We start from the raw sequence: 24,216 nt of genomic DNA on the forward strand, positions 1-24,216 counted from the left end.
TGTTTTAGTGGTTTCCTGTTTAAATTTGTAACATGTCTGATCTGCCTATTTATCGAAAAATTATCCATATTGATATGGATGCATTTTATGCTTCGGTTGAGCAATTGGATAATCCGGACTTGCGCGGTAAACCTATTGCTGTGGGAGGTTCAGAGAATCGAGGTGTTGTCGCAGCTGCAAGTTATGAAGCGCGGAAGTTTGGTGTTCGTAGTGCAATAAGTGGCATGCAAGCAAAGAGAAATTGTCCTCAACTTATTTTTGTTCGTCCACGTTTTGATCGGTATAAAGAAATATCAAATAAAATTCATAAAATTTTTCACGAGTATACAGATTTAGTCGAGCCGCTTTCGCTTGACGAAGCTTATTTGGATGTTACCGTTAATAAAAAAGGAAATCCTAGTGCAAGTTTATTGGCACAAGAAATAAGATTACGAATCTTTAATGAAGTTGGTTTGACTGCTTCGGCCGGAATTTCGGTCAATAAGTTTGTTGCCAAAATTGCAAGTGATTATAATAAACCCAACGGGCAAAAAACAGTTAACCCCGACGAGATTATTCCTTTTCTGGAAGAATTACCCATTCGTAAATTTTATGGAGTAGGGAAGGTTACGACTGAGAAAATGTACCAGCTTGGGATTTTTACAGGTACAGATTTAAAGAGTAAAAGTTTAGAGTTTCTGGAAAAACACTTCGGTAAATCGGGTACTTTTTATTACCATGTTGTACGCGGAGTACATAATAGTGAGGTAAAAGCAGATCGAATTACAAAGTCGGTTGCTGCAGAACATACTTTTGATGTCAATCTTTCTTCGGAAATTTTTATGTTGGAGCAATTAGAACGGATTGCAACTTCATTGGATAAGCGTTTAAAAAAGCATCGTGTTTCGGGTAAAACAGTTACACTTAAGATTAAGTATAGTGATTTCACCCAGCAAACAAGAAGTAAAACCTTGCCTTATTTTATTTCAGATAAAAATCTGATTCTGGAAACGGTAAAAGAACTCTTGTATCAGGAACGAATGAAAGATTCTGTTCGTTTACTCGGAATTTCATTAAGCAATCTTAATACCGAAGTTAAGAAGGCTATAGTTGTACAACTTAAGTTTGACTTTTAAATCGTTTAAATAAGCGTTAAATGCACAATAAAGCGATGATGAGTATTGTTCTACTGTTATATTTGTATAAAATAAATGTATATGTATAATTTAGATGCTTATGATGAAGCTATTGCCAAATACCACGAAGGGTTAAAGCACACTTGTGTTCCTATTATTTCCTGGGACTTTCATCAACAACACTTAAATGATATAAAAAGTAATTTTTCGGATTTTGATAGCGTAAAAAAAATTGCTAAGCATTTTAATTGGGACGATTCAGAATTTGATGTTTTGGAACGTTTAAAAGAGGAAGTTGTAGTGATTACCGATCTCGAACTGAATATAATTTTTGCATCCAATCGAATTTTAAATATGACGGGATATACTGAAATTGAGATTTTGGGTAAAACGCCTAAAATTTTTCAGGGACCGGAAACATCTACTATTGTTACTAGCGAAATAAGATTGGCTATTAAAGCAGAAGAATCATTTGAAAAGACAATTTTGAATTATAAGAAAAATGGGGATACCTATTTCTGTACTGTAAATGCATTTCCGGTTTTTAATCTGAAGGGAAAACTCAGCCATTTTATAGCTTTTGAGAAAGCAGCATAAAAAAAGCCTTTTTGATTTTCAAAAAGGCTTTTTTTATAAGTGCTAGAAATGATTAGTTTCTGCTATTTAATTTAGATAACAATCTAAGGAATTCGATATACAACCAAACAAGAGTAATCATTAATCCCATTGCACCGTACCATTCCATGAATTTAGGCATTTTTTCCTGAACCCCTTTTTCGATTCGGTCAAAATCCAAAAATAGATTTAAAGCAGCAATAACGATTACAAAAACACTAATACCAATACTCATTAATGAATTGCCATAATGCACAGGTGTAAAGCTTGTAAACATCGAGAATAACCAAGAGATTAAGTAGTAAGTAGCAATTGCTAATGTAGCTGCCATAACAACCGATTTAAACTGCTCTGTTACTTTTACGATTTTATATTTATATAAACCAAGGCAAACCATAAATGTTACAAATGTAGCACCAACAGCCTGAATCACGATTCCAGGATACATTGCTTCAAAAATTGCAGATATTCCACCAATAAATAATCCTTCGAACAAGGCATAACCCGGAGCTAAGTATGGAGAAAGTTGCGGTTTAAATGCTGCGATTACAACTAATATTAATCCAACGATTGCACCACCAATTGTAGGAAGCATAGGATTGATTCCGTTAAATGCCATCCACCAAGTGATCATTGCTGTAGCAGTAAGCAATAAAAATAGAATGATACTTTTATTGATTGTACCAGACAAAGTCATATCCTGACCATAATCGATGATTTGAGCCTGATGAACTTTGTTGCTTTTTTCTGCAACTGATGTTGGAGAAAAACGTTTGCTACTTAAAAACGGATTGTTTGAATTGAAAGCCATAATATAATTTGATTTTAAAACGTACCAAATATAACCTATATTTTCATATTTGCCTTAATCTCTATAATTATTTTAACAATTCGATTATGCCTTTTTTATGCTAAGAGGTTTTCAAAATCTGTTAGATATTCGGTATAAAATGCAATTGTATAAAGTTGTAAAATATAAGAGTTCGGAAGATTATTAAGATTTTAAAAAGATGCTTTTAATTTTCAATTGATTCCAATCAAATCATAATGTTGTTACATTAAGAAGCCTATTTGATGTTATACTGAATATATGTCACGCGAAGTTACAAAGCGTCCAAGTGATTAGATGCAAACTTTGCTTGCGAGAGAATTTGCTGAGTACATTTTATCTTGTATTGCCTTCTGCTTTAGCTGGAGGAATAAAGATAAGACTAGTATTGGCTTTAGCCAAACCCCCTTTCTATTTTGGCTAAAGCCAGATTTATTATCAATTCATTTTATATAGCCACAAAAAATCTATACTATTAACAAAAACTATAAAAATGAAAAGCTAAGCATGTAAGTCGTATAAGTTCATTTAGGGAAAATAGCTAAAACTTATATTTCTTAAATACTTTAAATAAAAAAGCCACCAAGTTTAAAACTTGATGGCTGTATTTTTATATTTTGTGTTTCTAGTTTAGAAGATCCAACAACAAAGAAGGGAATAAACCAATAACAATATTCAATGTAATAGAAACTACTGCAACAGCATAAATAAGGAATGGTCTTCCAGTACGAGTTTCATTAGGTTCTTTAGTATACATTGCTAATATTAATTTGAAATAATAACCAACACTTATGATAGAGTTAATTACTGCAACAATTACTAATGCAAGGTATCCGGCTTGTATTACTTGATTGAATAAAAATAACTTAGCAAAGAACCCTGCAAAAATTGGAATCCCCGCCATAGATAAAAGTGAAGCTGTAAGGATTGCTGCCAATAAAGGATTTGTTTTTCCTAAACCATGAAAATTGGTTATGTCTTCGTTATCTTGATTTTTACAAACATATAGTATCACGCTAAAAGCAGCAATACCGGCTAATGCGTATGCAGTAGCGTAGTATAATAATGTTCCTGCAGATGTAGCTAAAGTCAATAATGTCATTAACATAAAACCTGCATGCGAAATACCAGAATAGGCAAGCATACGTTTTACATTAACCTGGCGTAATGCCATGATATTACCAACAGTCATAGACAGCATAGAAACAATCACAATTACGATCACGTAGCTTTCAGAAAGTTCTACATTCATAATTGTTATAAGTTTGTACAAAGTTGCAATAGCAACAACTTTTGCCAAAGTACTCATTAAAGCAGTTGTTAAAGCAGGAGAACCTTCATATACATCCGGAGCCCAAAAATGGAAAGGAACAGCAGCAACTTTAAACAACATACCAACTGTTAATAAAACGATTCCTATTGGAAACCAAACAGGTAATTCGGCAGATTGAGATAAATCGCTAATTTCCACAACATCAAAACTTCCCATTGCTCCGTAAATTAAACAAATACCGAATAAGATAATTCCCGATGCAAATGAACCCATTAAGAAGTATTTCATTCCAGCTTCATTACTTTTAATGTTCATTCTGTCGCTTGCCGCCAAAACGTATAATGCAATAGATAAAACTTCAATTCCTAAAAAGAACATAGCTAAGTTTCCAAAAGATACCATTGCTACAGCTCCAGCCAATAAGAATATTTTGATAGCTACATAATCAGAAATCTTAGTTTGATGATCTTCGTAGAAATTGTAACTCAAAGCCACTAAGAAAATAGTTAAAACAATAAACAAAGATGAAAATGCTGTAGAGTATTTACTCACCGCAATCATGTTATTGTAGTAACTTTCAGTTGAACCAAACTCTGAATAGTTTAGTGCCAAAACACCTAGTAAACCAAGTATAGTTACTGGAATGATGGCTTTTCTTAAATTAAGAATTTCAAACAGTAGGCAGAAAATACCCAATCCTATTATAGCTATTAATGTATTCATTTTTGTTTTTTTGATCTAGGAAATCTAAAACTAATGATGCCCTAATTTATTTTTATTTAAAATTATATTTTTATCCTTTAGCAGCTTAACTTTTTTAACCTCAAATAAATCCGAAATCAAAATTGTTAACCTTCATTCTAAATCTTAATTTCTATTTACAACTTTTAAAATCACTTCCAAACTTGGTGATATTAAATCTGTAATTGGTTTTGGATATAATCCAAAAAAGAATAATACAGCTATAATTGCTACAAGCGAAATTCCTTCGGAGATAGATACATCAGCAAAAGGCTTAGTATTTGTTTCTCCTAACATTACGTGTTGGAACATTTTAAGCATATAGTAAGCACCAAGAATAATAGTAGTTCCACCTAAAACGGCAAACCAAATATTTATTTGGGAAAGGCTGTATAATACTGTGAACTCACCAACAAAGTTAAAAGTTGATGGTAAAGCAACCGATGCCAATACCAAAATCAAGAACATCGAAGTGAATTTTGGCGATTGAGCGCGAATTCCACCCATTTCGGCAATAACTCTTGTTTCGTATCTTCTAAAGATAATTTCGGCAGCAAGGAATAAACCTACTACAACAAAACCGTGAGCAATCATTTGTAAAACCGATCCACTTAAACCGTCAGCGGTTAATGTATAAGTTCCTGCTGCAATCAACCCAACGTGAGCCAATGAAGAATAAGCAAGTAATTTTTTTAAGTCTTTTTGTCTTAATGCAACAATAGAACCATAAATTACCCCAGCAATACCTAACCCGATAAATATAGTCATGAATTCTTTTGCTGCAAATGGAGCAATTGGCAATTGCCAACGAATGATGCTGTATAATCCCATTTTAAGCATGATACCAGATAAAAGCATTGTTCCTACAGTAGGTGCTTTTTGGTATACATTTGCTTGCCATGTATGGAAAGGAATAAGAGGAATTTTAATAGCGTATGCTAAGAAGAATGCCAGGAATATCCAAATTTGTTCTGTTTCGGATAAATCTACTTCATATAAATCCGTCAATAAGAAACTGCCAGCTTTTTGGTATAAGTAAACAAATGCTACAAGCATGAATAATGAACCAGCAAGAGTGTAGATAAAGAATTTAACTACTGCTTTTCTGCGTTCTTCAGTATCACCATTACCCCAAATTAAGGCAATGAAATAAATAGGGATTAATGATAATTCCCAGAAAATATAATATAACAAACCATCTGCTGCAAGGAAAGTCCCTACCATTGCAAATGCCATGAATAAGATTAATGCATAAAATCCTTTTGCATTTGGATATGAATTACCAAAAGAAGAGAATATGATTATTGGCGTTAAAGCAGTTGTTAATAGCAACATTGCAATTGCTAATCCATCTGCATTTAATGCAAATGAAATTTTAGGCTGAATAATCCATTGGTTTATTAAACTGATGTTTTCGCCAAGATTATAATGATTTAATAATACAATCGAACAACCTAAAGCGGCCAAACTAAAGAACAAAGCTACTTTTGAAGCTAGTTTATCACCAACAAAATAAGTGACAAATGCACCAATTAAAAGTATAATTAATATAAGAGAAACGTTCATAGTTATTAAATTATTGAGCTAAAAATATATAAGAAACAATGGCACATAAACCCAAAACAAAAGCAAATAAATATAATCCGATACTTCCGTTTTGTAATTTTCTACCTTGATAACTTATCTCATTGGTTACTTTTCCTAATCCGAATACAAGTGCTGATAAACTTGTTTCAACATAATCTCTAAAGAATTTTGACAATCCATTAATAGAGCGCACAAATAAATAATCATAAGCCTCATCAACATAATATTTGTTGTATAACACTTTTGTAACTCCTGTTATAGATTCATCTTCACCAGGAACATTATTTTGTTTAATGTATTTTATGTAGGCAATAAAAATTCCAACTAAACCTCCAAGAACTGCAACACCCATTAAAGTATATTCAGTAGTTCCTAAATGATGTGCTTCGCCAGCTACTTTCGTAAAAAGTGGCGCTAGATAAGAATTCAACCAGCTATTTCCAGGTAAGCTTATCAATCCGCCAAAAGTAGCTAAGATTGCTAAAATAATTAACGGGAACGTGATTAAAGCCGGACTCTCATGTAAATGACTTTTTTGATGTTCTGTTCCTCTAAAATCTTTAAAGAAAGTTAAGAACATTAATCTAAACATATAAAAAGCAGTCATGATAGATGCAATCGAAGCAACAACATAAAGTGGAATGTTATGCTCAAATGCAGTTAATAAAATCTCGTCTTTCGAGAAGAATCCAGAAAATAATGGAACTCCTGATATTGCTAATGAAGAAACAAGCATTGTGATAAACGTAACTGGCATTGCTTTGCGCAATCCACCCATTTTACGCATGTCTTGTTCGCCGTGTAAAGCGTGAATTACAGAACCTGAACCCAAGAATAAACAAGCTTTAAAGAAAGCGTGAGTTATTACGTGAAAAACAGCTACTTCATAAGCACCTAATCCCAATGCTAAGAACATTAATCCTAATTGCGAAACAGTAGAGTAAGCCAATACTTTTTTAATATCATTTTGAACCAAACCAATTGTAGCAGCAACTAGAGACGTTATTGCACCAATAATAGCAATTAAGCTTTGTACATCTGGAGTTAAATCAAATATAAAGTTTAATCTGGTGATCATAAAGATACCAGCAGTTACCATCGTTGCAGCGTGGATTAATGCAGATACTGGAGTTGGTCCAGCCATTGCATCAGGCAACCATGTGTATAACGGAATTTGAGCCGATTTACCACAAGCACCAATAAACAAACAAAAAGCTGCTGCAGAAAGAGCATAGATATTTAAATCTGTAGCGCCTGCGATTGCAGTTTTTAAAGTTGCATAATCCAAAGTAGAGAACATAGAACCGATGATAAAAATACCAACCAATAATCCTAAATCTCCAATTCTGTTCATGATAAAAGCTTTTTTAGCCGCATCATTATAGTCTTGGTTTTTATACCAGAAACCGATTAGTAAGTAAGAACAAAGTCCTACACCTTCCCAACCAATGAATAATACTAATAAGTTACTTCCCACAACAAGTGTAATCATGAAAAACACAAACAAGTTTAAGTAAGCAAAAAACTGGTGCATTTTTTCATCATCATGCATGTAGCTGATAGAGTATAAGTGAATCAAAGAACCAATACCAGTTACAAAAAGTAACCAAAGCAATGATAGTTGATCTAATAAGAAACCTAAATCAACTTTGAAATTACTTATCTGAATCCAGTCAAATAAAGAAATGCTGATAGGTTGTTGAGTCTGATTTATTTGAAGGAAAAAATAAATAGTTACAGCAAACGAAATAACTACAGAAAGAGTTCCTATAGCTCCGGAAACTGTCTTTCCTAAACTTTTTCCAAAGAAAACATTGATTAAAAATCCTAAAAAAGGAGCTAATACTAAAACTAAAGCTAAATTGGTATCCATTGCCATTTATCCTTTTAAATTTTTTAAATTATCGATACTAATTGAATGTATATTTCTAAATATCGATACTAAAATCGCCAATCCAACAGCTACTTCCGCCGCTGCAACTGCCATCGAGAAAAATACGAATACTTGTCCCTGTGCATCTTGGTGATAAGTGGAAAAAGCAACAAATAATAAGTTTACTGCATTAAGCATGATTTCGATAGACATAAAAACGATAATCGCATTACGTCTGTATAAAACACCAAATATGCCTATGCAAAAAAGGACTACACTTAAAAATATGTAGTTTTCAATACCTATTTGATTTAAAATATTATTCATTATTTTTTCAGTTTTTCTTTTTTAGACAATAACACTGTTCCAATCATGGCAACCAAAAGTAAAATAGAAGCAAATTCAAACGGAACCATATATTCGTTCAGTAATATTTTACCTAATACTTTTATCGATTGGAAATCTTCTCCAGTCGAATCGTATTCTCCAACAATTGGTTTTGAGTTAATAAATATCGCAATCAAAACGATACAAATCAAGCAAAAGGAAACAATAGCACCCAAACGAGTAATTCGGGGTTTATGTACTTCGTGTTTTTCGTTCAGGTTCATCAACATAATGGTAAATAAAAACAAAATCATTATGGCTCCCGAATATACGATAACGTGTACAATCGCTAGAAACTGAGCATTTAATAGTAAATAATGACCGGCAATCGAAAAAAAGCAAATCACTAAATAAATAGCACTATGAATTGGGTTACGACTAAAAATCGTTAAGAAAGCAGTTATCACTGTTATGAAAGCTAATATACAAAAAGTAATTTGTATTGCATTTGCATTTGCAAAATCAGGTATATGTATCATTAATTAGCGTTTTTAAGTTGTGCGTTTTTCATAGCCATATCCAATGGCATCACTAATTTATCTTTTCCAAAAATAAAATCTTCTCTTTCATAACTAGAAGGAACCAATACTTTTGACGTAGTCAGGTAAATTGCATCTTTCGGACAAGCCTCTTCACACAATCCACAAAAAATACAACGCAACATATTAATCTCATATATCGAAGCATATTTTTCTTCTCTGTACAAATGTTTCTCATTTGCTTTACGTTCTTCAGCTTTCATCGTAATAGCTTCTGCAGGACATGATAAAGCACATAATCCACAAGCAGTACAGTTTTCACGACCTTGCTCATCCCGTTTTAGCATGTGTTGTCCACGATAAACATCGCTTCGCTCACGTACTTGTTCTGGATAATGAATGGTAGCTTTACGCTTGAACAAGTGTTTGATTGTAATGTACAATCCTTTAACAATCGCTACAAGATACAATCGTTCAAGAAAAGACATCTCTTTATTTGAGACTACCTTTTTTCTACCCGATAATGATATAGTTTCTATCGACATTTTAATTTATCATTTGCGATTTTGATTCCAAAACCAAATTCAAAAATTTATTTCTTTTATTTTATTCGAAGCTAATCCTGCTCCCGAAGCCTCGGGACGTTACAATCTTTATTGTTTTAAAGGAAAACAATAAAGGATTTCCACTTCTATCAGGGCTAGGTATTTTGTGTGTTAGAAGCCTAAAAAGACTCCAATTTCATTTCTTAACATCACAATACCTGTAATCATAATATTGATGATAGAAAGCGGAATTAATATCTTCCATCCTAAATGCATCAATTGGTCATATCTGAATCTTGGAATAGTCCAACGAACCCACATATAGAAAAATATGAAAAAGCATATTTTGGCAAATAATACAGCCATTCCTAAAACGTTTGCCGGATTTACTCCAACATTCTCCACCATCCATTGCATTCCAGGATAGTTATATCCTCCAAAGAACAATACAGAGATGATAGTAGCCGATATAAACATATTTGCATATTCAGCAAATAAATAAAATCCCATTTTCATCGAAGAATATTCCGTGTGATATCCACCTACTAATTCTGTTTCACATTCTGCTAAGTCAAACGGAGTTCTGTTTGTTTCAGCAAAAGCACAAATAAGGAAAATTAAGAAAGATAAAGGTTGGTAAAATACGTTCCAGTTCATTCCTGCTTGTTGCAAAGAGATTTCTCTTAAGCTTAAGCTTCCGGTCATCATTAATAAAGCAATCATCGATAATCCCATTGCGATTTCATAAGAAACCATTTGCGAAGCAGCACGAACCGCTCCCATCAATGAGAATTTATTGTTAGATGCCCATCCACCAATCATGATACCATATACTCCAACAGAAACAACCCCGAAGAAATACAATAGTCCAATGTTAATGTCTGTAGCTTGTAGTAAAATGTCTCTGCCAAATAAGTGTAATTTGTCTCCCCAAGGAATTACAGCACTTGTCATTAAAGCAGTACTCATGGCAATTGCCGGTCCTACTACGAATAAAAATTTATTAGGAGTATTTGGGAAGAATTCCTCTTTTGAGAATAACTTCATACCATCTGCAAGAGGTTGCAATAATCCACCCCAACCAGCACGGTTTGGTCCAACACGATCTTGCAAGTATGCTGCAACTTTACGTTCTGCCCAAGTAGAATACATCGCCATAATCATAGTTACGGCAAAAACCACAACGATTACAACACTTTTTTCTATTATAAATGTACTATCCATTTCTAAGAGTTTTTGTCGTTATTGTTTAATGGAATCTCAGCCATACTAATCTTTTTACGGTCTTCATCTCTACCCATAAGAATAGTTTTTTCAGTAGCGATTTCTACTTTCTCTAATTTACGAGTGTAGTTATTTTGATTGATAACCGAATCTTTTTCAAATTCTCTTGGCCCTTCAATAGTCCAATCTGCTACGTTTTTGTGGTCAAAACGACAACTGTTACAAATAAACTCTTCTACTTCATGGTACTCATCTTTACGACCTGTAACGCGTTGTATTTCGCCTCCAAACATCCAAACAGTTGTTTTTCCACAACATCCTGGAGTTGTACATTCTCTGTGTGCATTGTAAGGTTTGTTAAACCAAACTCTCGATTTAAAACGGAAAGTCTTATCAGTTAACGCTCCAACAGGACATACATCGATCATATTTCCAGAGAACTCATTGTCTATAGCTTTAGAGATGTAAGTAGAGATGTTAGCATGGTCACCACGGTCTAATACCCCATGAACTCTATCATCTGTCAATTGATCCGCGACTTGTACACATCTCTGGCATAAGATACAACGGTTCATGTGCAATTGAATATGTGGACCTATATCTTCTGGTTCAAAAGTTCTTTTTTCCTCGATAAAACGTGATTTCGGATTTCCGTGTTCGAAACTTAAGTTCTGTAAATCGCACTCACCAGCCTGATCACAAATAGGGCAATCCAAAGGGTGGTTAATCAATAAAAATTCTGTTACAGATTTACGTGCTTCAGTTACTCTATCAGAAGATTTGCTGTTTACTTCCATACCATCCATACATCCTGTTACACAAGATGCCATCAATTTTGGCATTGGTCTTGGATCAGCTTCACTTCCTTTCGATACTTCAACTAAACAACAACGGCATTTTCCTCCGCTACCTTTTAATTTTGAGTAATAGCACATGGCTGGCGGAACTAAATCCCCACCAATCATACGTGCAGCCTGTAGGATTGTTGTTCCTGGCTCTACGTCTATACTTTGACCGTCTATGGTTACTTTCATCTCTTTATTTTGTTGTTTTAGTTTAAGGTTTAAAGTTTCAAGTTGTTGAACTTTAAACTAAAAAAACTTTATACTATTTATACGATTACTTTTCCGCCAACCAAATGTTTCACTTGTGAAAATGGCTCAGCAACAAAATGCTCTCTGTTTTTTATTTTTTCTGGGAAACGAACGTGATATTCAAATTCATCTCTAAAATGACGAATAGCTGCTGCTACAGGCCAAGATGCTGCATCTCCAAGCGGGCAAATCGTGTTTCCTTCAATTTTACTTTGAATGCTCCACAATAATTCGATATCCTCTTCGCGACCTTGACCGTTTTCGATTCTCCACAATATTTTTTCCAACCATCCTGTACCTTCACGACAAGGAGTACATTGTCCACAAGATTCATGGTGGTAAAAACGTGCAAAATTCCAAGTGTTTCTTACGATACAAGCAGTGTCATTATAAACTATAAATCCTCCAGAACCTAGCATAGATCCAGTAGCAAAACCACCATCACTTAAAGATTCGTAAGACATTAAACGATCTTCACCATTTGCAGTTTTAAAAATCAATTCGGCTGGTAAAATTGGCACAGAAGAACCTCCGGGAACAAACGCTTTTAAAGGTCTGCTCGAAGACATTCCGCCTAAGTACTCATCAGAATTCATGAATTCATCAACACTTAAACCTAATTCTATTTCGTAAACTCCAGGGTTTTTAACGTGTCCCGAAGCCGAGATTAATTTAGTTCCAGTAGAACGACCAATACCAATTTTGGCATAATCATCACCAGAATTATTGATAATCCAAGGCACGGTTGCAATAGTCTCAACGTTGTTTACCACGGTAGGATTGGCCCAAAGACCAGAAACAGCAGGGAATGGCGGTTTGATACGCGGATTTCCTCTTTTTCCTTCCAATGATTCTATAAGTGCAGTTTCTTCTCCACAGATATAAGCACCAGCTCCACAGTGAACGTATAATTCTAAATCATACCCTGATCCTAATATGTTTTTCCCCAAAAAACCGGCAGCTTTAGCTTCGGCAATGGCTCTTTCTAATATTTTATAAACCCACATATATTCTCCACGAATGTAGATATATGATAAGTTAGCACCCAAAGCAAAGCTTGAAGTAATCATTCCTTCGATCAATAAGTGAGGAATGAATTCCATCAAGTAACGATCCTTGAAAGTACCTGGCTCAGATTCGTCGGCGTTGCAAACTAAATGTCTTGGTTTTCCTGATTTTTTATCAATAAAACTCCATTTCATACCCGCTGGGAAACCTGCACCACCACGACCACGAAGACCTGATTTTTTTACTTCTTCAACAACTTCGTCTGGTGTAAGCGTTTTTATTGCTTTTTCTACAGATGCATAACCACCATTCTTGCGGTATACTTCGTAGGTTTTAATACCAGGAATATTGATTTTATCTAATAATATTTTCTGTGACATATTATTTATCGTGTAATATTATTTTATCATCTCTACAATCAGCGATTAACTGATCAATTTTGTCTTCGGTAAGTTTTTCTTTGTAGAAATCACCTAACTGCATCATTGGAGCATATCCACAAGCACCTAAACATTCTACACCAGCAATGCTAAACATACCGTCTGGAGTTGTTTCTCCCATTTTGATGCCTAATTTATCAGCGGTATAATCCATTAAATTTTCGGCACCATTTAAACAACAACAAGAAGTTTGGCAAAATTCAAACATGTATTTACCAATTGGTTTTTGGTTGTACATGGTATAAAAAGTAACCACTTCGTAAACCTCAATTGGTTTTATATGTAAAATTTCGGCAACTTTATCCTGTAACTCGATGCTCAACCAATTGTCGTGGGCATCTTGTACTTCATGTAAAACAGGCAATAAAGCCGATTTTCTTTTGTCTTCAGGATAATGACTGATTAGTTCATTGATGCGATTCATCAACGCTTCAGTCATATTTATTTCTTGTTTGTAATGTGTTCTTTCCATTCTTAATTTTAGATTTCTGACTTTAGATTTTAGATTTTTAAATCTGCAATCTATAATCTACATTAACCTACATTCTGCAATCGTTATTATTTGTTTTGATTTCGTAATCTAAAATCAGAAATCTAAACTCTACAATCTTTTTATGCGTCTAATTCTCCAGCGATAACATTTAAACTTGATAATATTACAATCGCATCAGATAACATAGCTCCTTTAATCATTTCAGGATAAGCTTGGTAATATATAAAACAAGGTCTTCTAAAATGTAATCTGTATGGAGTTCTGCTTCCGTCGGTTACAAGGTAAAATCCTAATTCACCATTTCCACCTTCAACAGGATGGTATATTTCGGCAACTGGTACAGGAACTTCTCCCATCACGATCTTAAAGTGATATATTAGGGATTCCATATTAGTGTAAACATCTTCTTTTGGAGGAAGATAGTAGTCTGGAACTTCTGCATGGAAAACATTTCCTTCCGGCATTTTTGCTAATGCTTGACGAATGATGCTTAAACTTTCCCAAACTTCGGCGTTACGAACACAAAAACGATCGTAAGTATCACCAGATTTCCCAACAGGAACAATAAAATCAAAATCTTCGTAAGAGGAGTATGGTTGTGCAACACGTACATCATAATCAACTCCGGCAGCACGTAAGTTTGGCCCTGTAAAACCGTAAGCCATTGCTTGTTCGGCAGATATTGGTCCAACATTTACAGTTCTGTCAATGAAAATTCTGTTTCTTTCGAATAAGTTTTCGAATTCTTTCCATGCAATAGGAAATTCTTCTAAGAAGATATCTAATTTTTTGAAAGCGGCCTCAGACCAATCTCTTTCAAAACCACCGATTCTTCCCATATTTGTAGTCAAACGAGCTCCACAAATTTCTTCGTAGATTTCGTATATCTTTTCTCTAAATTGAAAAACATAAAGGAAACCAGTGTAAGCACCTGTATCCACTCCAAGGATCGAGTTACAGATGATATGATCGGTAATTCTAGCCAATTCCATTACAATAACTCTTAAGTATTGAGCACGTTTAGGTACTTCAATATCCAAAAGTTTTTCTAGAGTCATCCACCATCCCATATTGTTGATAGGAGAGGAGCAATAGTTCATTCGGTCTGTAAGAGGAGTGATTTGGTAAAAAGGACGATTTTCGGCAATTTTTTCGAATGCTCTGTGGATGTAACCAATAGTTGGCTCGGCCTCGAGAATTCTTTCACCATCCATTAACAGTACATTCTGGAATATACCGTGTGTAGCTGGGTGTGTTGGTCCTAAATTTAGAACAGAAAGTTCACTTCCTTCGTCGTTTAGTTTCTGTTCGATTATTTTAGCATAGCGATGCTCTGGTGGTAATAATAGTTCTGACATTTATTTAATGTGAAAAATTATATGATTTTGTCTTAGCAATTTGTTGTTGTTCTTCCAAAGAACCTGTCGTCTTTATCTGTTCTTCCGCTGTCTTCCAAAGGAAATTCTTTACGCATAGGGAATGAAATCATTTCGTCCATGTTCAAGATACGCTTTAGTTGTGGGTGTCCGATGAAATTTACTCCATAAAAATCATACGTTTCTCTTTCCATCCAGTTTGAACTTAAGAAAATATTAGATATGGTTTTTATTTCAGGTTTTTCACCATTGATAAAAGCTTTTATTTTTATTCTTTTGTTCTCATACCAGTTATGCAAATGATATACTATTGCAAATTGACGATCAACTTCATTGTCTGGGTAGTGAATACCACATAAATCAGTTAAAAAGTGAAAACGTAATATCGGGTCATTTTTCAAAAAAAGAATTACAGCCGTTATTTTATCGGAAGCAACTTCTAATGAAAAAATGTCTTTTTCCTGATTGAAATTGAAAACATTTTCTCCAAATGTTTCAATTAACTTATCTTGAATTTCTATTGTCTCTAATGCCATTATGTTATTGAATGTTATATGAAGCCAATAATTCTTGGTACTCAGGAGAGCTACGTCTTCTTACAGACTCGCTTTTTACTAATTCTTGTAATTTCATTACACCATCAAGAATTTGTTCTGGTCTTGGCGGGCAACCCGGAACATAAACATCTACAGGGATTACTTTGTCTATTCCCTGAAGAACAGAGTAAGTATCAAAAATACCTCCGGATGATGCGCAAGCACCTACGGCAATAACCCAACGAGGTTCTGCCATTTGTTCGTAAACCTGACGTAAAATAGGGCCCATTTTTTTAGAAATAGTTCCCATCACCATTAGCATATCCGCTTGACGAGGAGAAAAACTCACACGCTCAGAACCAAATCGTGCTAAATCGTAATGTGAAGCCATTGTAGCCATGAATTCAATACCACAACATGAAGTCGCAAATGGTAAAGGCCATAATGAATTGGCTCTTGCTAAACCTACAACATCGTTAAGTTTGGTAGCGAAGAAACCTTCTCCTGTAACTCCTTCTGGCGGGGCAACCATATTTATATTTGAATCGCTCATTTTTATTTTAGATTTTAGATTTAGGGTTTTAGATTTTGAGAATCTAGAAGGCCGAAATCAATATTTTATAAAATCAGTATTATATTTTGAGAAATTTATTTTTCAAGTTTAAAATTCTAAATTAATTCAATCTAAAATCCCAAATCTGAAATTTGAAATTTCTTTATTCCCACTCTAGGGCTTTTTTCTTAAGGATATAGAAAAAACCAACTAAAAGTAGCGACATGAAGATTACCATTTTTACCATTCCTTCCATTCCTAATTCTTTGAAATTAACTGCCCATGGGTAAAGGAAAATTACCTCAACATCAAACAATACAAATAAAATAGCAACAAGGAAGTATTTTACTGAGAAGGGAACACGAGCATTTCCTACAGATTCGATACCACATTCGAAGTTTTTGTCTTTACTGGCAGAACTTCTTCTAGGTCCTAATTTTCCAGAAATAATGATGGTTCCTACTACAAATCCAACAGCCAAAATAAGCTGCATTAAAATTGGAATGTAATTATATTGATCTGAATGCATAATTTAAGGGATTTTTTACTTAAAAATAAGCCACAAAGATAGCCTTCAAGTATGTAAATCACAAGCTAAAAAATGATTTAAGTAGGGTTTGAAATGTGGTTTAAGGGTAATTTTTATTGATTATAAATAAGAATCGTGATTTTATGATTTTTTTAAGAATTAGTGCAAAAAAAAAGCGTTTCGAAATAAATCGAAACGCTTTTTACACATTCGGTGGCAAAAAAAATAAATTGCTATATTTTTATGCTTAGATTACTGCAACTTTAGCAGCAACTTTACCTTTTCTTCCTTCTTCTTCTTCGTAGCTAACTCTGTCACCTTCGCGTAATTCTTCCGCGTTGATTCCTGATGCATGAACGAAAATGTCTTTTCCTGTTTCTTCGTCTGTAATGAACCCGTAACCTTTAGACTCATTGAAAAATTTAACTGTACCTGTACGCATTGTAATAGTAATAATAATTTATAATGAGGCAAATGTAAGATATAAAATAATACAAAAGACAACAAACTGTTAATTTTTTAGAAAAAATATTGATTTACAGTGTATTCACTTATTATTTTGCGTCAATTTTGATATGTAATTCTTTTAATTGTAAGGCATCTATTGCAGCAGGAGCATCAATCATGACATCACGACCCGAATTGTTTTTTGGGAATGCAATAAAATCTCTAATTGTCTCTTGTCCACCTAAAATAGCTACCAATCTATCTAGTCCAAAAGCTAATCCTCCATGAGGTGGTGCTCCAAATTGGAATGCATCCATCAAAAATCCGAATTGTGCTTTAGCTTCTTCTTCAGTAAAACCAAGATATTTAAACATTAATTGTTGTGTAGCCTTGTCGTGAATACGTATAGAACCTCCTCCAATTTCATTTCCGTTAAGAACCATATCATACGCATTGGCACGAACCTTTCCTGGCTCTGTTTCCAATAATTGCATATCTTCTGGTTTAGGAGATGTAAACGGGTGGTGCATAGCGTGGTAACGACCAGTTTCTTCGTCTAATTCCAATAAAGGGAAATCAACCACCCAAAGAGGTGCGAATTCTTCTGGTTTACGTAGACCTAAACGTGTTGCTAATTCCATGCGTAAAGCACTTAATTGTGCACGTGTTTTATTGGCTGGACCAGAAAGTACAAAAATCATATCTCCGGGTTTTGCTCCTGTAACTTTTGCCCAATTGGTTAAATCTTCTTGGTCGTAAAATTTATCTACAGATGATTTGTAAGTGCCATCGTCATTACATTTTGCATATACCATTCCTGATGCGCCAACTTGAGGACGTTTAACCCAGTCAATTAGCCCATCGATTTCTTTACGAGTGTAATTTCCAGCACCAGGAACCGCAATTCCAACTACTAATTCGGCAGCATTAAATACTGGGAATTCTTTATGTTGTGCAAATTCGTTTAATTCTCCAAACTCCATTCCGAAACGAATGTCCGGTTTGTCATTTCCGTATGTTTTCATGGCATAATCGTAAGTAATTCTTGGGAATTTATCTACTTCTACACCTTTTATTTCTTTTAGTAAATGTCTTGTAAGACCTTCAAAAACATTTAAAATGTCTTCTTGTTCTACAAATGCCATTTCGCAATCGATTTGTGTAAACTCAGGCTGACGGTCTGCACGTAAATCTTCATCACGGAAACATTTTACAATCTGGAAGTACTTATCCATTCCTCCAACCATCAATAATTGTTTGAAAGTTTGTGGAGATTGTGGTAATGCATAAAATTGTCCTTCGTTCATACGGCTTGGTACAACGAAATCTCTCGCCCCCTCAGGAGTTGATTTTATTAAATAAGGAGTCTCAACTTCGCAGAAATCCAAATCAGATAAATATTTACGAACTTCCATTGCCACTTTATGACGGAAAAGCAAACTGTTCTTTACTGGATTACGACGAATATCTAGGTAACGATATTTCATTCGGATATCTTCTCCACCATCAGTTTCATCTTCTATTGTAAAAGGAGGCGTTAAAGCTGCGTTAAGAATAGTCAATTCGGTAACTAAGATTTCTACGTCACCAGTAATCATGTTTTTGTTTTTGTTCTTGTCCTCACGTTCAATAACTGTCCCTTTAACTTGGATTACAAATTCTCTACCAAGAGTTTTTGCTGCTTCAAAAACGGTTTTGTCACTACGACTTTCATCAAAAATAAGTTGTGTAATTCCATAACGGTCGCGTAAATCGACCCAATTCATAAATCCCTTATCACGCGATTTCTGAACCCAACCCGCTAGTGTAACTTCTGTATTAATGTGTGAGGCGTTTAATTCGCCACAATTATGACTTCTATACATGATCCAAATTTTAGATTGCAAAAGTAAACACAAAAATTAAATAAGTCCAGTTTTCTAATGTTTAATGCTACTCTTCTTAACTATTTTTTTATTTTGGTTTATTTAAATCATTATTTTTACTTGAACTAACAAATCGTATTATGAGAAAAATGACCCTTTTGCTGCTGTTTTCAGTAGGTGTAGCTTTTGCACAGAACAGCACGAATAAAATAAAATTTACAGCCAAGATTGCCAATAGAAATAGCGATACATTGGTGATTAAAGGAGCAAACAAATTTAGACATGTTATACCAATCGATAAAAAAGAATTGTTTACAGCAACATTTGATGCGCCAAAAGGGTTCTATCAATTTTCGGATGGAACAGAAGTATCAAGTCTTTATTTAAAACCAGGTTCGGATATTAACTTAACGATGAATGCCAAAGAGTTTGACGAAACAATTGTTTATAAGGGCAAAGGTACGAATGAGAGTAATTTTCTTGCTCAATCGGCATTGAATGATGAGAAATTCGAGAATGAAGCTTTTTCTAAAGAAACGGTTGAATTTGCTACTCTTTTGGAAGCAAAGATCAAAACAGATCTTGCAAATATCGACAAAGGTGATTTTGATCCTGAATTTAAAGAAGCTTTAAAAAGATCAGTGGAGCAGTCGAATGCTTATGCAAAAGAAGCTTATGAAATTGTTTCTAAAACTAAAAGATTAAATGGTAAAGCTTCTCCGGTTTTCGATTATGAAAATTATAAAGGGGGAAAAACTAAACTTGCAGACCTAAAAGGGAAATATGTTTATATTGATCTTTGGGCCACTTGGTGTGCACCTTGTAGAGCAGAGATTCCTTTCTTGCAAAAAACGGAAGAAAAGTATCATGGGGAAAATATTGAGTTTGTAAGTATCTCTGTTGATAAAGCGAAGGATTACGAAAAATGGAAAAAATTCGTAAACGATAAAAAACTAGGAGGAACGCAATTATTTGCCGATAGAGATTGGGAGTCTGATTTTGTAGTAGGTTTTGGTGTAACCGGAATTCCAAGATTCATCTTGATTGACCCAAAAGGAAATGTTTTAAACGCCGATGCTCCAAGACCTTCTTCGCCAGAACTGCAAGTTGTATTGGATAAATTATTGAATTAAAAACCGTATTAATTCATAAGTTATTGATACATTGGTTGGTATTGATTTTGACACACTTTTTATTTCCAATGTTAAGCTTTTACTCAATGTTACCAAATTGTTAAGTAAAAGTTTTTTTAATGTAAAGGATTAGTTATATTTGTTTATAGATTTTAAAACATTAATAACTAAAGATATGAAAAAGTGTGTGATTTTAGTTGCAATATTGTTCTCTGGAATTTTAGTTGCACAAGAAGCTAAGCCAGTATTAGAAGCTGTTGGACAAAAAGTAAAAGCTACTTATTACTATGAAAATGGTAAAGTACAACAAGAAGGTTTTTTTAAAGATGGTAAATTAGATGGTGTCTGGGTTGCATTTGATGAAAATGGAAATAAAAAGTCTACAGGATTATATGCGAATGGTGAAAAAACCGGAAAATGGTTTTTCTGGAATGGGACTAATCTAAGTGAAGTTGATTATTCTGATAGTCGTGTCGCATCTGTTAAAAACTGGAAACAAGATGCACTTGCAAACAGAAACTAAGACTAAGTATAAAACCAAAAAAGGTTGTTCAATTTGGACAACCTTTTTTTATGCCTATTTTTTTGATGATTTACTTTTTTTATTTCTCCCATACCATATAATAAATCCAGTTACAGGTAAAGCTGTTGCTATTAAACTGGCAATAAATGCTATTATTTTTCCTGGTAAATCGAGAATCTGTCCAGTATGAATACCATAATTCATTTCGACAACTTGTAATCCTAGACTTTTTTTCTCAAAAGGATCACTCTGAATTAATTTGCCGTCTTTGGGATGAAAATGATAATTACTTTGATGATCAAATCGTAATGAATGTGGGTAAGCACCTGTATTTATGGTTTCGTTTTTGGATTGTGGAATACTTACAAAGAACATTTTATCTTGAGGCTGTAACTTCATTGTTTCGATCAAAGCTTTATCGACAGCGAGTATGTTGTTTTTATCAAACTTGGTGCTGTCTATAACTGGTGATTTGGTTTCTATTTCCCTGTTTCCACCAAAGTTAAAAGCTTTATAAACACCATCGCCCATCCATTCGTAAGTGAATACAAGACCTGTTAATGCTAATATCAATACTACTAGCGAAATGTATAAACCAGAAACTCTATGCCAGTCATAATTTACACGACGCCATTTTGCGGACCATTTTACACTGAGGCTTCGTTTGATATCATTTTTTCGTTTGGGCCACCATTGGATAATTCCGGTGATTAGAAGTAAAACGAAAATAATCGTGGCACTCCCAATAATATGTTTGCCAATATAATCGGGTAATAATAAATATAAGTGAATATATTCGACTATGATAAAAAAGTCTGTTTTTGGATTTTCGGTCTTTAGGTATTTACCAGAATAGGGATTAAAGTACAAATAGAAGCTATCTGTTTTGTTATATGCGTAAGCTACAGCAGTGCGATCCGGCCCATGATAAGCGATTAAACTTACTTTGGCATCAGGAACTAGTTTTTTGGTTTCTTTCTGTAAAACTGATGGCATAATGTACATCTTGTCTTGTGGAGTAACGAATCGCCATTCTTTTCGGGTAATATCTTTTATTTCATCTTGAAAACAAAAGATGCATCCTGTTACGCTTATAATAAAGACAATAAGTCCAGATGTTAATCCGAGCCATTTGTGTATAAAACGTATTTTTTTCTTAAAACCCATATTTCAATTTGCGAAAAGATAGCATTGTATCTTTTATTTAGAATTGTTAACAATAGGCAAAAGTAGATTGTAAATGTATAACCCACAAATTATATCGATTTATTTTGAATTACTGCTTTTGGTTTTGCTTCAAAATAAGTATTGTCTAAAAAATGGAAAATCTAATTGTTTTCTTTTTTGTTTAAACGAAATGATATGTAAAGCGTAATCGATGCAAGAACGATCCAAAACACATCGATAAAGAATATCTGAACTTCATTTTGAGCAAATGTTTTCCAGAACCAGTTTCCTGTGCAAATTCCGTTTGCAAGAGGAATAAGGAATCCTAAAATACTTCCAGATAATAATGTGAACTTATTAGTGAATGCATTGTCTTTTTTTAGAATAAAAAATACAGCTAATAGTAACCAACCTATAAAATAGATGCTATAAATATTCGACTGCCCTAGCGGATGAAAAACTTTGGTAGCTATAAATGATAAAGCTGTAATAGGGTACATGCTTAAGCAAATTGCCAAATAGATTCGAACAACGCCTTCGTTAAAACGGCGTTTCTTTTCGGGCATGTTTTTCTTATCTCTGGCTACAAGCCAAATCATAACGCCAGATATAATTACAAAGCAAGTAATGATACCGAGAACAAAGCTTATTATTTTTAGAGCATATCCTCCATAATCACCAAAATGGATTCGGTATAAAACATTCTTTACCACATCGAGATAGCTTGTTTGGGTAATTGGGTCTTTTTTGGCTATGACTTTACCATCGATAACTTTATATATTACTTTTCCGATTCCGGTGAATTTTTTATCATACTTCATTTCGCCTTCTACCAAAATGTGCATATTCGTGTCACCATAATTCTGGATATATACGCGAGTAATCTCAAAATCATTCCAGTTACTTTTGGCTTTAGCCACCAATTCATCAATGCTAAATGGAGTTGCTAATTTTTTATTATCAAATTTGTATTCTGGATCTGTATATTCTAAGTCTTTATATAATTTATCCTGATCACCATTATAAAGAGCCATTACGCTTGGAGCAACAAGTAATAATTTAATCATGAAGAATGCACCTGTAACGGCATATACAAACTGAAATGGCAAACCTATCATTCCTAATGATGTATGAGCATCAGTCCATAATGTTTTTAGTTTTTCCTTTGGTCTAAATATATAGAAATTAGAAACGATTTTATTCCAATGTAATAAAACTCCCGTTACGATTGCAAAAAGAAAAAACAATGCTACAAAACCCGAAAGATAATAGCCTATTGGGTAACGAACTTGTGCAAGGAAATGGAGTCGGTATAAAAACTCGCCTAATGAATACGAGTCTTCGTATGTATGAGTTTTGAAGTTTTTAGTATCTAAATAAAAAAACGACCCTTCTTTTAATTTGGCTGCAGCCAAAGTGTCTTTGGTACCTTCAAGATAAATGTTTACCCTTCTTTCTGTACTGTTTCTAGATATGGAAATGTTTCTTCCGTGTAAGGTATATTCTTTATCTAAGTTGCTTAAAGCTTTATCGTAGTCTAACAGAATTTCCTTAGTAATTGCTACAGATTCACTTCGTTCCCAATTGATGATTTCATCTTTAAAAAACGAAAAAGACCCAGCAAAGAAAATAACAAATAGTACTACACTTATTACGATGCCACTTACTGTATGTGTATGAAAATAGATATTATAGTTTCTGTTATTCATAGCTTATCGTGTAATAGGGTTATAGGTTTGTCCAAGATATATAATACCACAAAAAATCAAGGTTAGTAATAAATAGATACCCCATATTTTCCAGCCATTTTTTGCCAAAAAGGCAACAATCATTAATGCAACCCAAAGTATAAATCCGCTAAAAGCCATTGTTATAATAACATTGACATGATTAAACCAAGAAGCCAGTGCGAGGTGAAAACTTACCGAAACTAAATAACCGCCTAGTATGGCTGCTGTTATCTTGGCAAAACGCTGCCATTTGGATTGGGTTAAATATTTTGGATTTGCAGGCATATTTTAGGGATTGGCAAATGGTTGGTTTAATAGTAGTAAAATTCTAATAGTCCTGAGATAGCAAACAGAATTATGATTCCTCTGGGATTAAATACTTTTAAAGGAGTCAATATGATAACTAGACTACTAATAGTCATTAACTGAATGAGAAAAAGTAAAGTTGCAGAGCCTAAAGCTGTAGTAAATAGCCATAATGAATAGGCTAAAAGAAGCAAACATAAGCCGGTAATTTTTGTTTGTTTAGGGTTTTTCTGCATCCATTTTTCGAAGCCATAGTCGTGAGACAATGCAGCCCTTTTGGAAGTATAGTATAAAGTATAAAATGAGATAAAAACGAAAATACTGGCTATTGTTATCATAATTTTAATA

Annotated in this window: 25 protein-coding genes; 4 read left to right on the plus strand and 21 right to left on the minus strand. The window is 33.9% G+C overall.

From position 1 onward, the window contains the following. The first annotated feature begins 32 nt into the window (after positions 1–32). Both dinB and OIU83_RS10165 read left to right on the plus strand, forming a co-directional pair. On the plus strand, positions 33–1,115 hold the full coding sequence (gene dinB, locus OIU83_RS10160; RefSeq protein ID WP_264206145.1) for a DNA polymerase IV: 1,083 nt from the start codon (positions 33–35) through the stop codon (positions 1,113–1,115). 81 nt (positions 1,116–1,196) lie between these two features. Then, complete coding sequence (locus OIU83_RS10165; RefSeq protein ID WP_264206146.1) at positions 1,197–1,712, plus strand: PAS domain-containing protein; 516 nt, start codon at positions 1,197–1,199, stop codon at positions 1,710–1,712. Positions 1,713–1,764: 52 nt separating this feature from the next. Here OIU83_RS10165 and OIU83_RS10170 read toward each other — a convergent pair whose 3' ends face one another. The 17 genes from OIU83_RS10170 to aspS all read right to left on the minus strand — a co-directional run bounded on the left by OIU83_RS10170 (position 1,765) and on the right by aspS (position 19,009). After that, the gene (locus OIU83_RS10170) at positions 1,765–2,541 is read right to left on the minus strand and encodes a Bax inhibitor-1/YccA family protein (protein ID WP_264206147.1); all 777 of its coding nucleotides are present in this window, start codon (positions 2,539–2,541) and stop codon (positions 1,765–1,767) included. Positions 2,542–3,184: 643 nt separating this feature from the next. Beyond that, positions 3,185–4,555 (minus strand): NADH-quinone oxidoreductase subunit N, encoded by a 1,371-nt coding sequence (locus OIU83_RS10175; RefSeq protein ID WP_264206148.1) that lies wholly within the window; start codon positions 4,553–4,555, stop codon positions 3,185–3,187. A 144-nt stretch (positions 4,556–4,699) separates the two neighbouring features. Then, the gene (locus tag OIU83_RS10180) at positions 4,700–6,139 is read right to left on the minus strand and encodes a complex I subunit 4 family protein (protein WP_264206149.1); all 1,440 of its coding nucleotides are present in this window, start codon (positions 6,137–6,139) and stop codon (positions 4,700–4,702) included. 10 nt (positions 6,140–6,149) lie between these two features. Next, a complete protein-coding gene (gene nuoL / locus OIU83_RS10185) occupies positions 6,150–8,033 on the minus strand; it encodes an NADH-quinone oxidoreductase subunit L (protein ID WP_264206150.1) in 1,884 nt (627 codons plus the stop codon). A 6-nt stretch (positions 8,034–8,039) separates the two neighbouring features. Continuing rightward, positions 8,040–8,360 (minus strand): NADH-quinone oxidoreductase subunit NuoK, encoded by a 321-nt coding sequence (nuoK, locus tag OIU83_RS10190; protein ID WP_264206151.1) that lies wholly within the window; start codon positions 8,358–8,360, stop codon positions 8,040–8,042. Beyond that, positions 8,360–8,899, minus strand: coding sequence for an NADH-quinone oxidoreductase subunit J family protein (locus OIU83_RS10195; RefSeq protein ID WP_039117044.1), 540 nt, complete (start codon positions 8,897–8,899; stop codon positions 8,360–8,362). The genes nuoK and OIU83_RS10195 overlap by 1 nt, the downstream gene beginning before the upstream one ends. After that, positions 8,899–9,444 (minus strand): NuoI/complex I 23 kDa subunit family protein, encoded by a 546-nt coding sequence (locus tag OIU83_RS10200; protein ID WP_264206152.1) that lies wholly within the window; start codon positions 9,442–9,444, stop codon positions 8,899–8,901. Before OIU83_RS10200 ends, OIU83_RS10195 begins: the two co-directional genes overlap by 1 nt. A 171-nt stretch (positions 9,445–9,615) precedes the next feature. Then, positions 9,616–10,668 (minus strand): NADH-quinone oxidoreductase subunit NuoH, encoded by a 1,053-nt coding sequence (gene nuoH / locus OIU83_RS10205; protein ID WP_264206153.1) that lies wholly within the window; start codon positions 10,666–10,668, stop codon positions 9,616–9,618. A 2-nt stretch (positions 10,669–10,670) separates the two neighbouring features. Further along, positions 10,671–11,702, minus strand: coding sequence for a 2Fe-2S iron-sulfur cluster-binding protein (locus OIU83_RS10210; RefSeq protein WP_264206154.1), 1,032 nt, complete (start codon positions 11,700–11,702; stop codon positions 10,671–10,673). Positions 11,703–11,779: 77 nt separating this feature from the next. Beyond that, positions 11,780–13,150, minus strand: coding sequence for an NADH-quinone oxidoreductase subunit NuoF (gene nuoF, locus OIU83_RS10215; protein ID WP_264206155.1), 1,371 nt, complete (start codon positions 13,148–13,150; stop codon positions 11,780–11,782). A gap of 1 nt (position 13,151) precedes the next feature. Continuing rightward, a complete protein-coding gene (locus OIU83_RS10220; RefSeq protein WP_264206156.1) occupies positions 13,152–13,682 on the minus strand; it encodes a complex I 24 kDa subunit family protein in 531 nt (176 codons plus the stop codon). A gap of 140 nt (positions 13,683–13,822) precedes the next feature. Beyond that, a complete protein-coding gene (locus OIU83_RS10225; RefSeq protein ID WP_264206157.1) occupies positions 13,823–15,061 on the minus strand; it encodes an NADH-quinone oxidoreductase subunit D in 1,239 nt (412 codons plus the stop codon). Between the two features lie 32 nt (positions 15,062–15,093). Further along, a complete protein-coding gene (locus OIU83_RS10230) occupies positions 15,094–15,615 on the minus strand; it encodes an NADH-quinone oxidoreductase subunit C (RefSeq protein WP_264206158.1) in 522 nt (173 codons plus the stop codon). A 4-nt stretch (positions 15,616–15,619) separates the two neighbouring features. Continuing rightward, positions 15,620–16,168: an NADH-quinone oxidoreductase subunit B gene (locus OIU83_RS10235; protein WP_264206159.1), complete on the minus strand. Its 549-nt coding sequence runs from the start codon at positions 16,166–16,168 to the stop codon at positions 15,620–15,622. A gap of 163 nt (positions 16,169–16,331) precedes the next feature. Further along, positions 16,332–16,697, minus strand: coding sequence for an NADH-quinone oxidoreductase subunit A (locus tag OIU83_RS10240; RefSeq protein ID WP_264206160.1), 366 nt, complete (start codon positions 16,695–16,697; stop codon positions 16,332–16,334). Positions 16,698–16,944: 247 nt separating this feature from the next. Next, a complete protein-coding gene (locus tag OIU83_RS10245) occupies positions 16,945–17,139 on the minus strand; it encodes a cold-shock protein (protein ID WP_007137066.1) in 195 nt (64 codons plus the stop codon). Between the two features lie 112 nt (positions 17,140–17,251). After that, positions 17,252–19,009, minus strand: a complete 1,758-nt coding sequence (gene aspS / locus OIU83_RS10250) for an aspartate--tRNA ligase (RefSeq protein ID WP_264206161.1) — start codon at positions 19,007–19,009, stop codon at positions 17,252–17,254. Between the two features lie 140 nt (positions 19,010–19,149). On the opposite strand from aspS, the gene OIU83_RS10255 reads away from it, so the two are divergent. Together OIU83_RS10255 and OIU83_RS10260 are read left to right on the plus strand one after the other, a co-directional pair. Continuing rightward, complete coding sequence (locus OIU83_RS10255; protein ID WP_264206162.1) at positions 19,150–20,142, plus strand: TlpA family protein disulfide reductase; 993 nt, start codon at positions 19,150–19,152, stop codon at positions 20,140–20,142. Positions 20,143–20,317: 175 nt separating this feature from the next. Then, positions 20,318–20,665 carry a toxin-antitoxin system YwqK family antitoxin gene (locus OIU83_RS10260; protein ID WP_264206163.1) on the plus strand — a complete coding sequence of 116 codons (348 nt, stop codon included), beginning with the start codon at positions 20,318–20,320 and terminating at the stop codon, positions 20,663–20,665. 54 nt (positions 20,666–20,719) lie between these two features. Here OIU83_RS10260 and OIU83_RS10265 read toward each other — a convergent pair whose 3' ends face one another. From OIU83_RS10265 to OIU83_RS10280, 4 genes are all read right to left on the minus strand, one after another. Beyond that, complete coding sequence (locus OIU83_RS10265) at positions 20,720–21,832, minus strand: PepSY-associated TM helix domain-containing protein (RefSeq protein WP_264206164.1); 1,113 nt, start codon at positions 21,830–21,832, stop codon at positions 20,720–20,722. Positions 21,833–21,993: 161 nt separating this feature from the next. Beyond that, positions 21,994–23,541 (minus strand): PepSY-associated TM helix domain-containing protein, encoded by a 1,548-nt coding sequence (locus OIU83_RS10270; protein WP_264206165.1) that lies wholly within the window; start codon positions 23,539–23,541, stop codon positions 21,994–21,996. 3 nt (positions 23,542–23,544) lie between these two features. After that, positions 23,545–23,847, minus strand: coding sequence for a hypothetical protein (locus tag OIU83_RS10275; RefSeq protein WP_264206166.1), 303 nt, complete (start codon positions 23,845–23,847; stop codon positions 23,545–23,547). A 26-nt stretch (positions 23,848–23,873) separates the two neighbouring features. Next, positions 23,874–24,206: a hypothetical protein gene (locus OIU83_RS10280; protein WP_264206167.1), complete on the minus strand. Its 333-nt coding sequence runs from the start codon at positions 24,204–24,206 to the stop codon at positions 23,874–23,876. Between the last annotated feature and the right edge of the window lie 10 nt (positions 24,207–24,216).

The sequence above is a fragment of the Flavobacterium shii genome (genome assembly GCF_025847235.1).
GTDB lineage: Bacteria > Bacteroidota > Bacteroidia > Flavobacteriales > Flavobacteriaceae > Flavobacterium > Flavobacterium shii.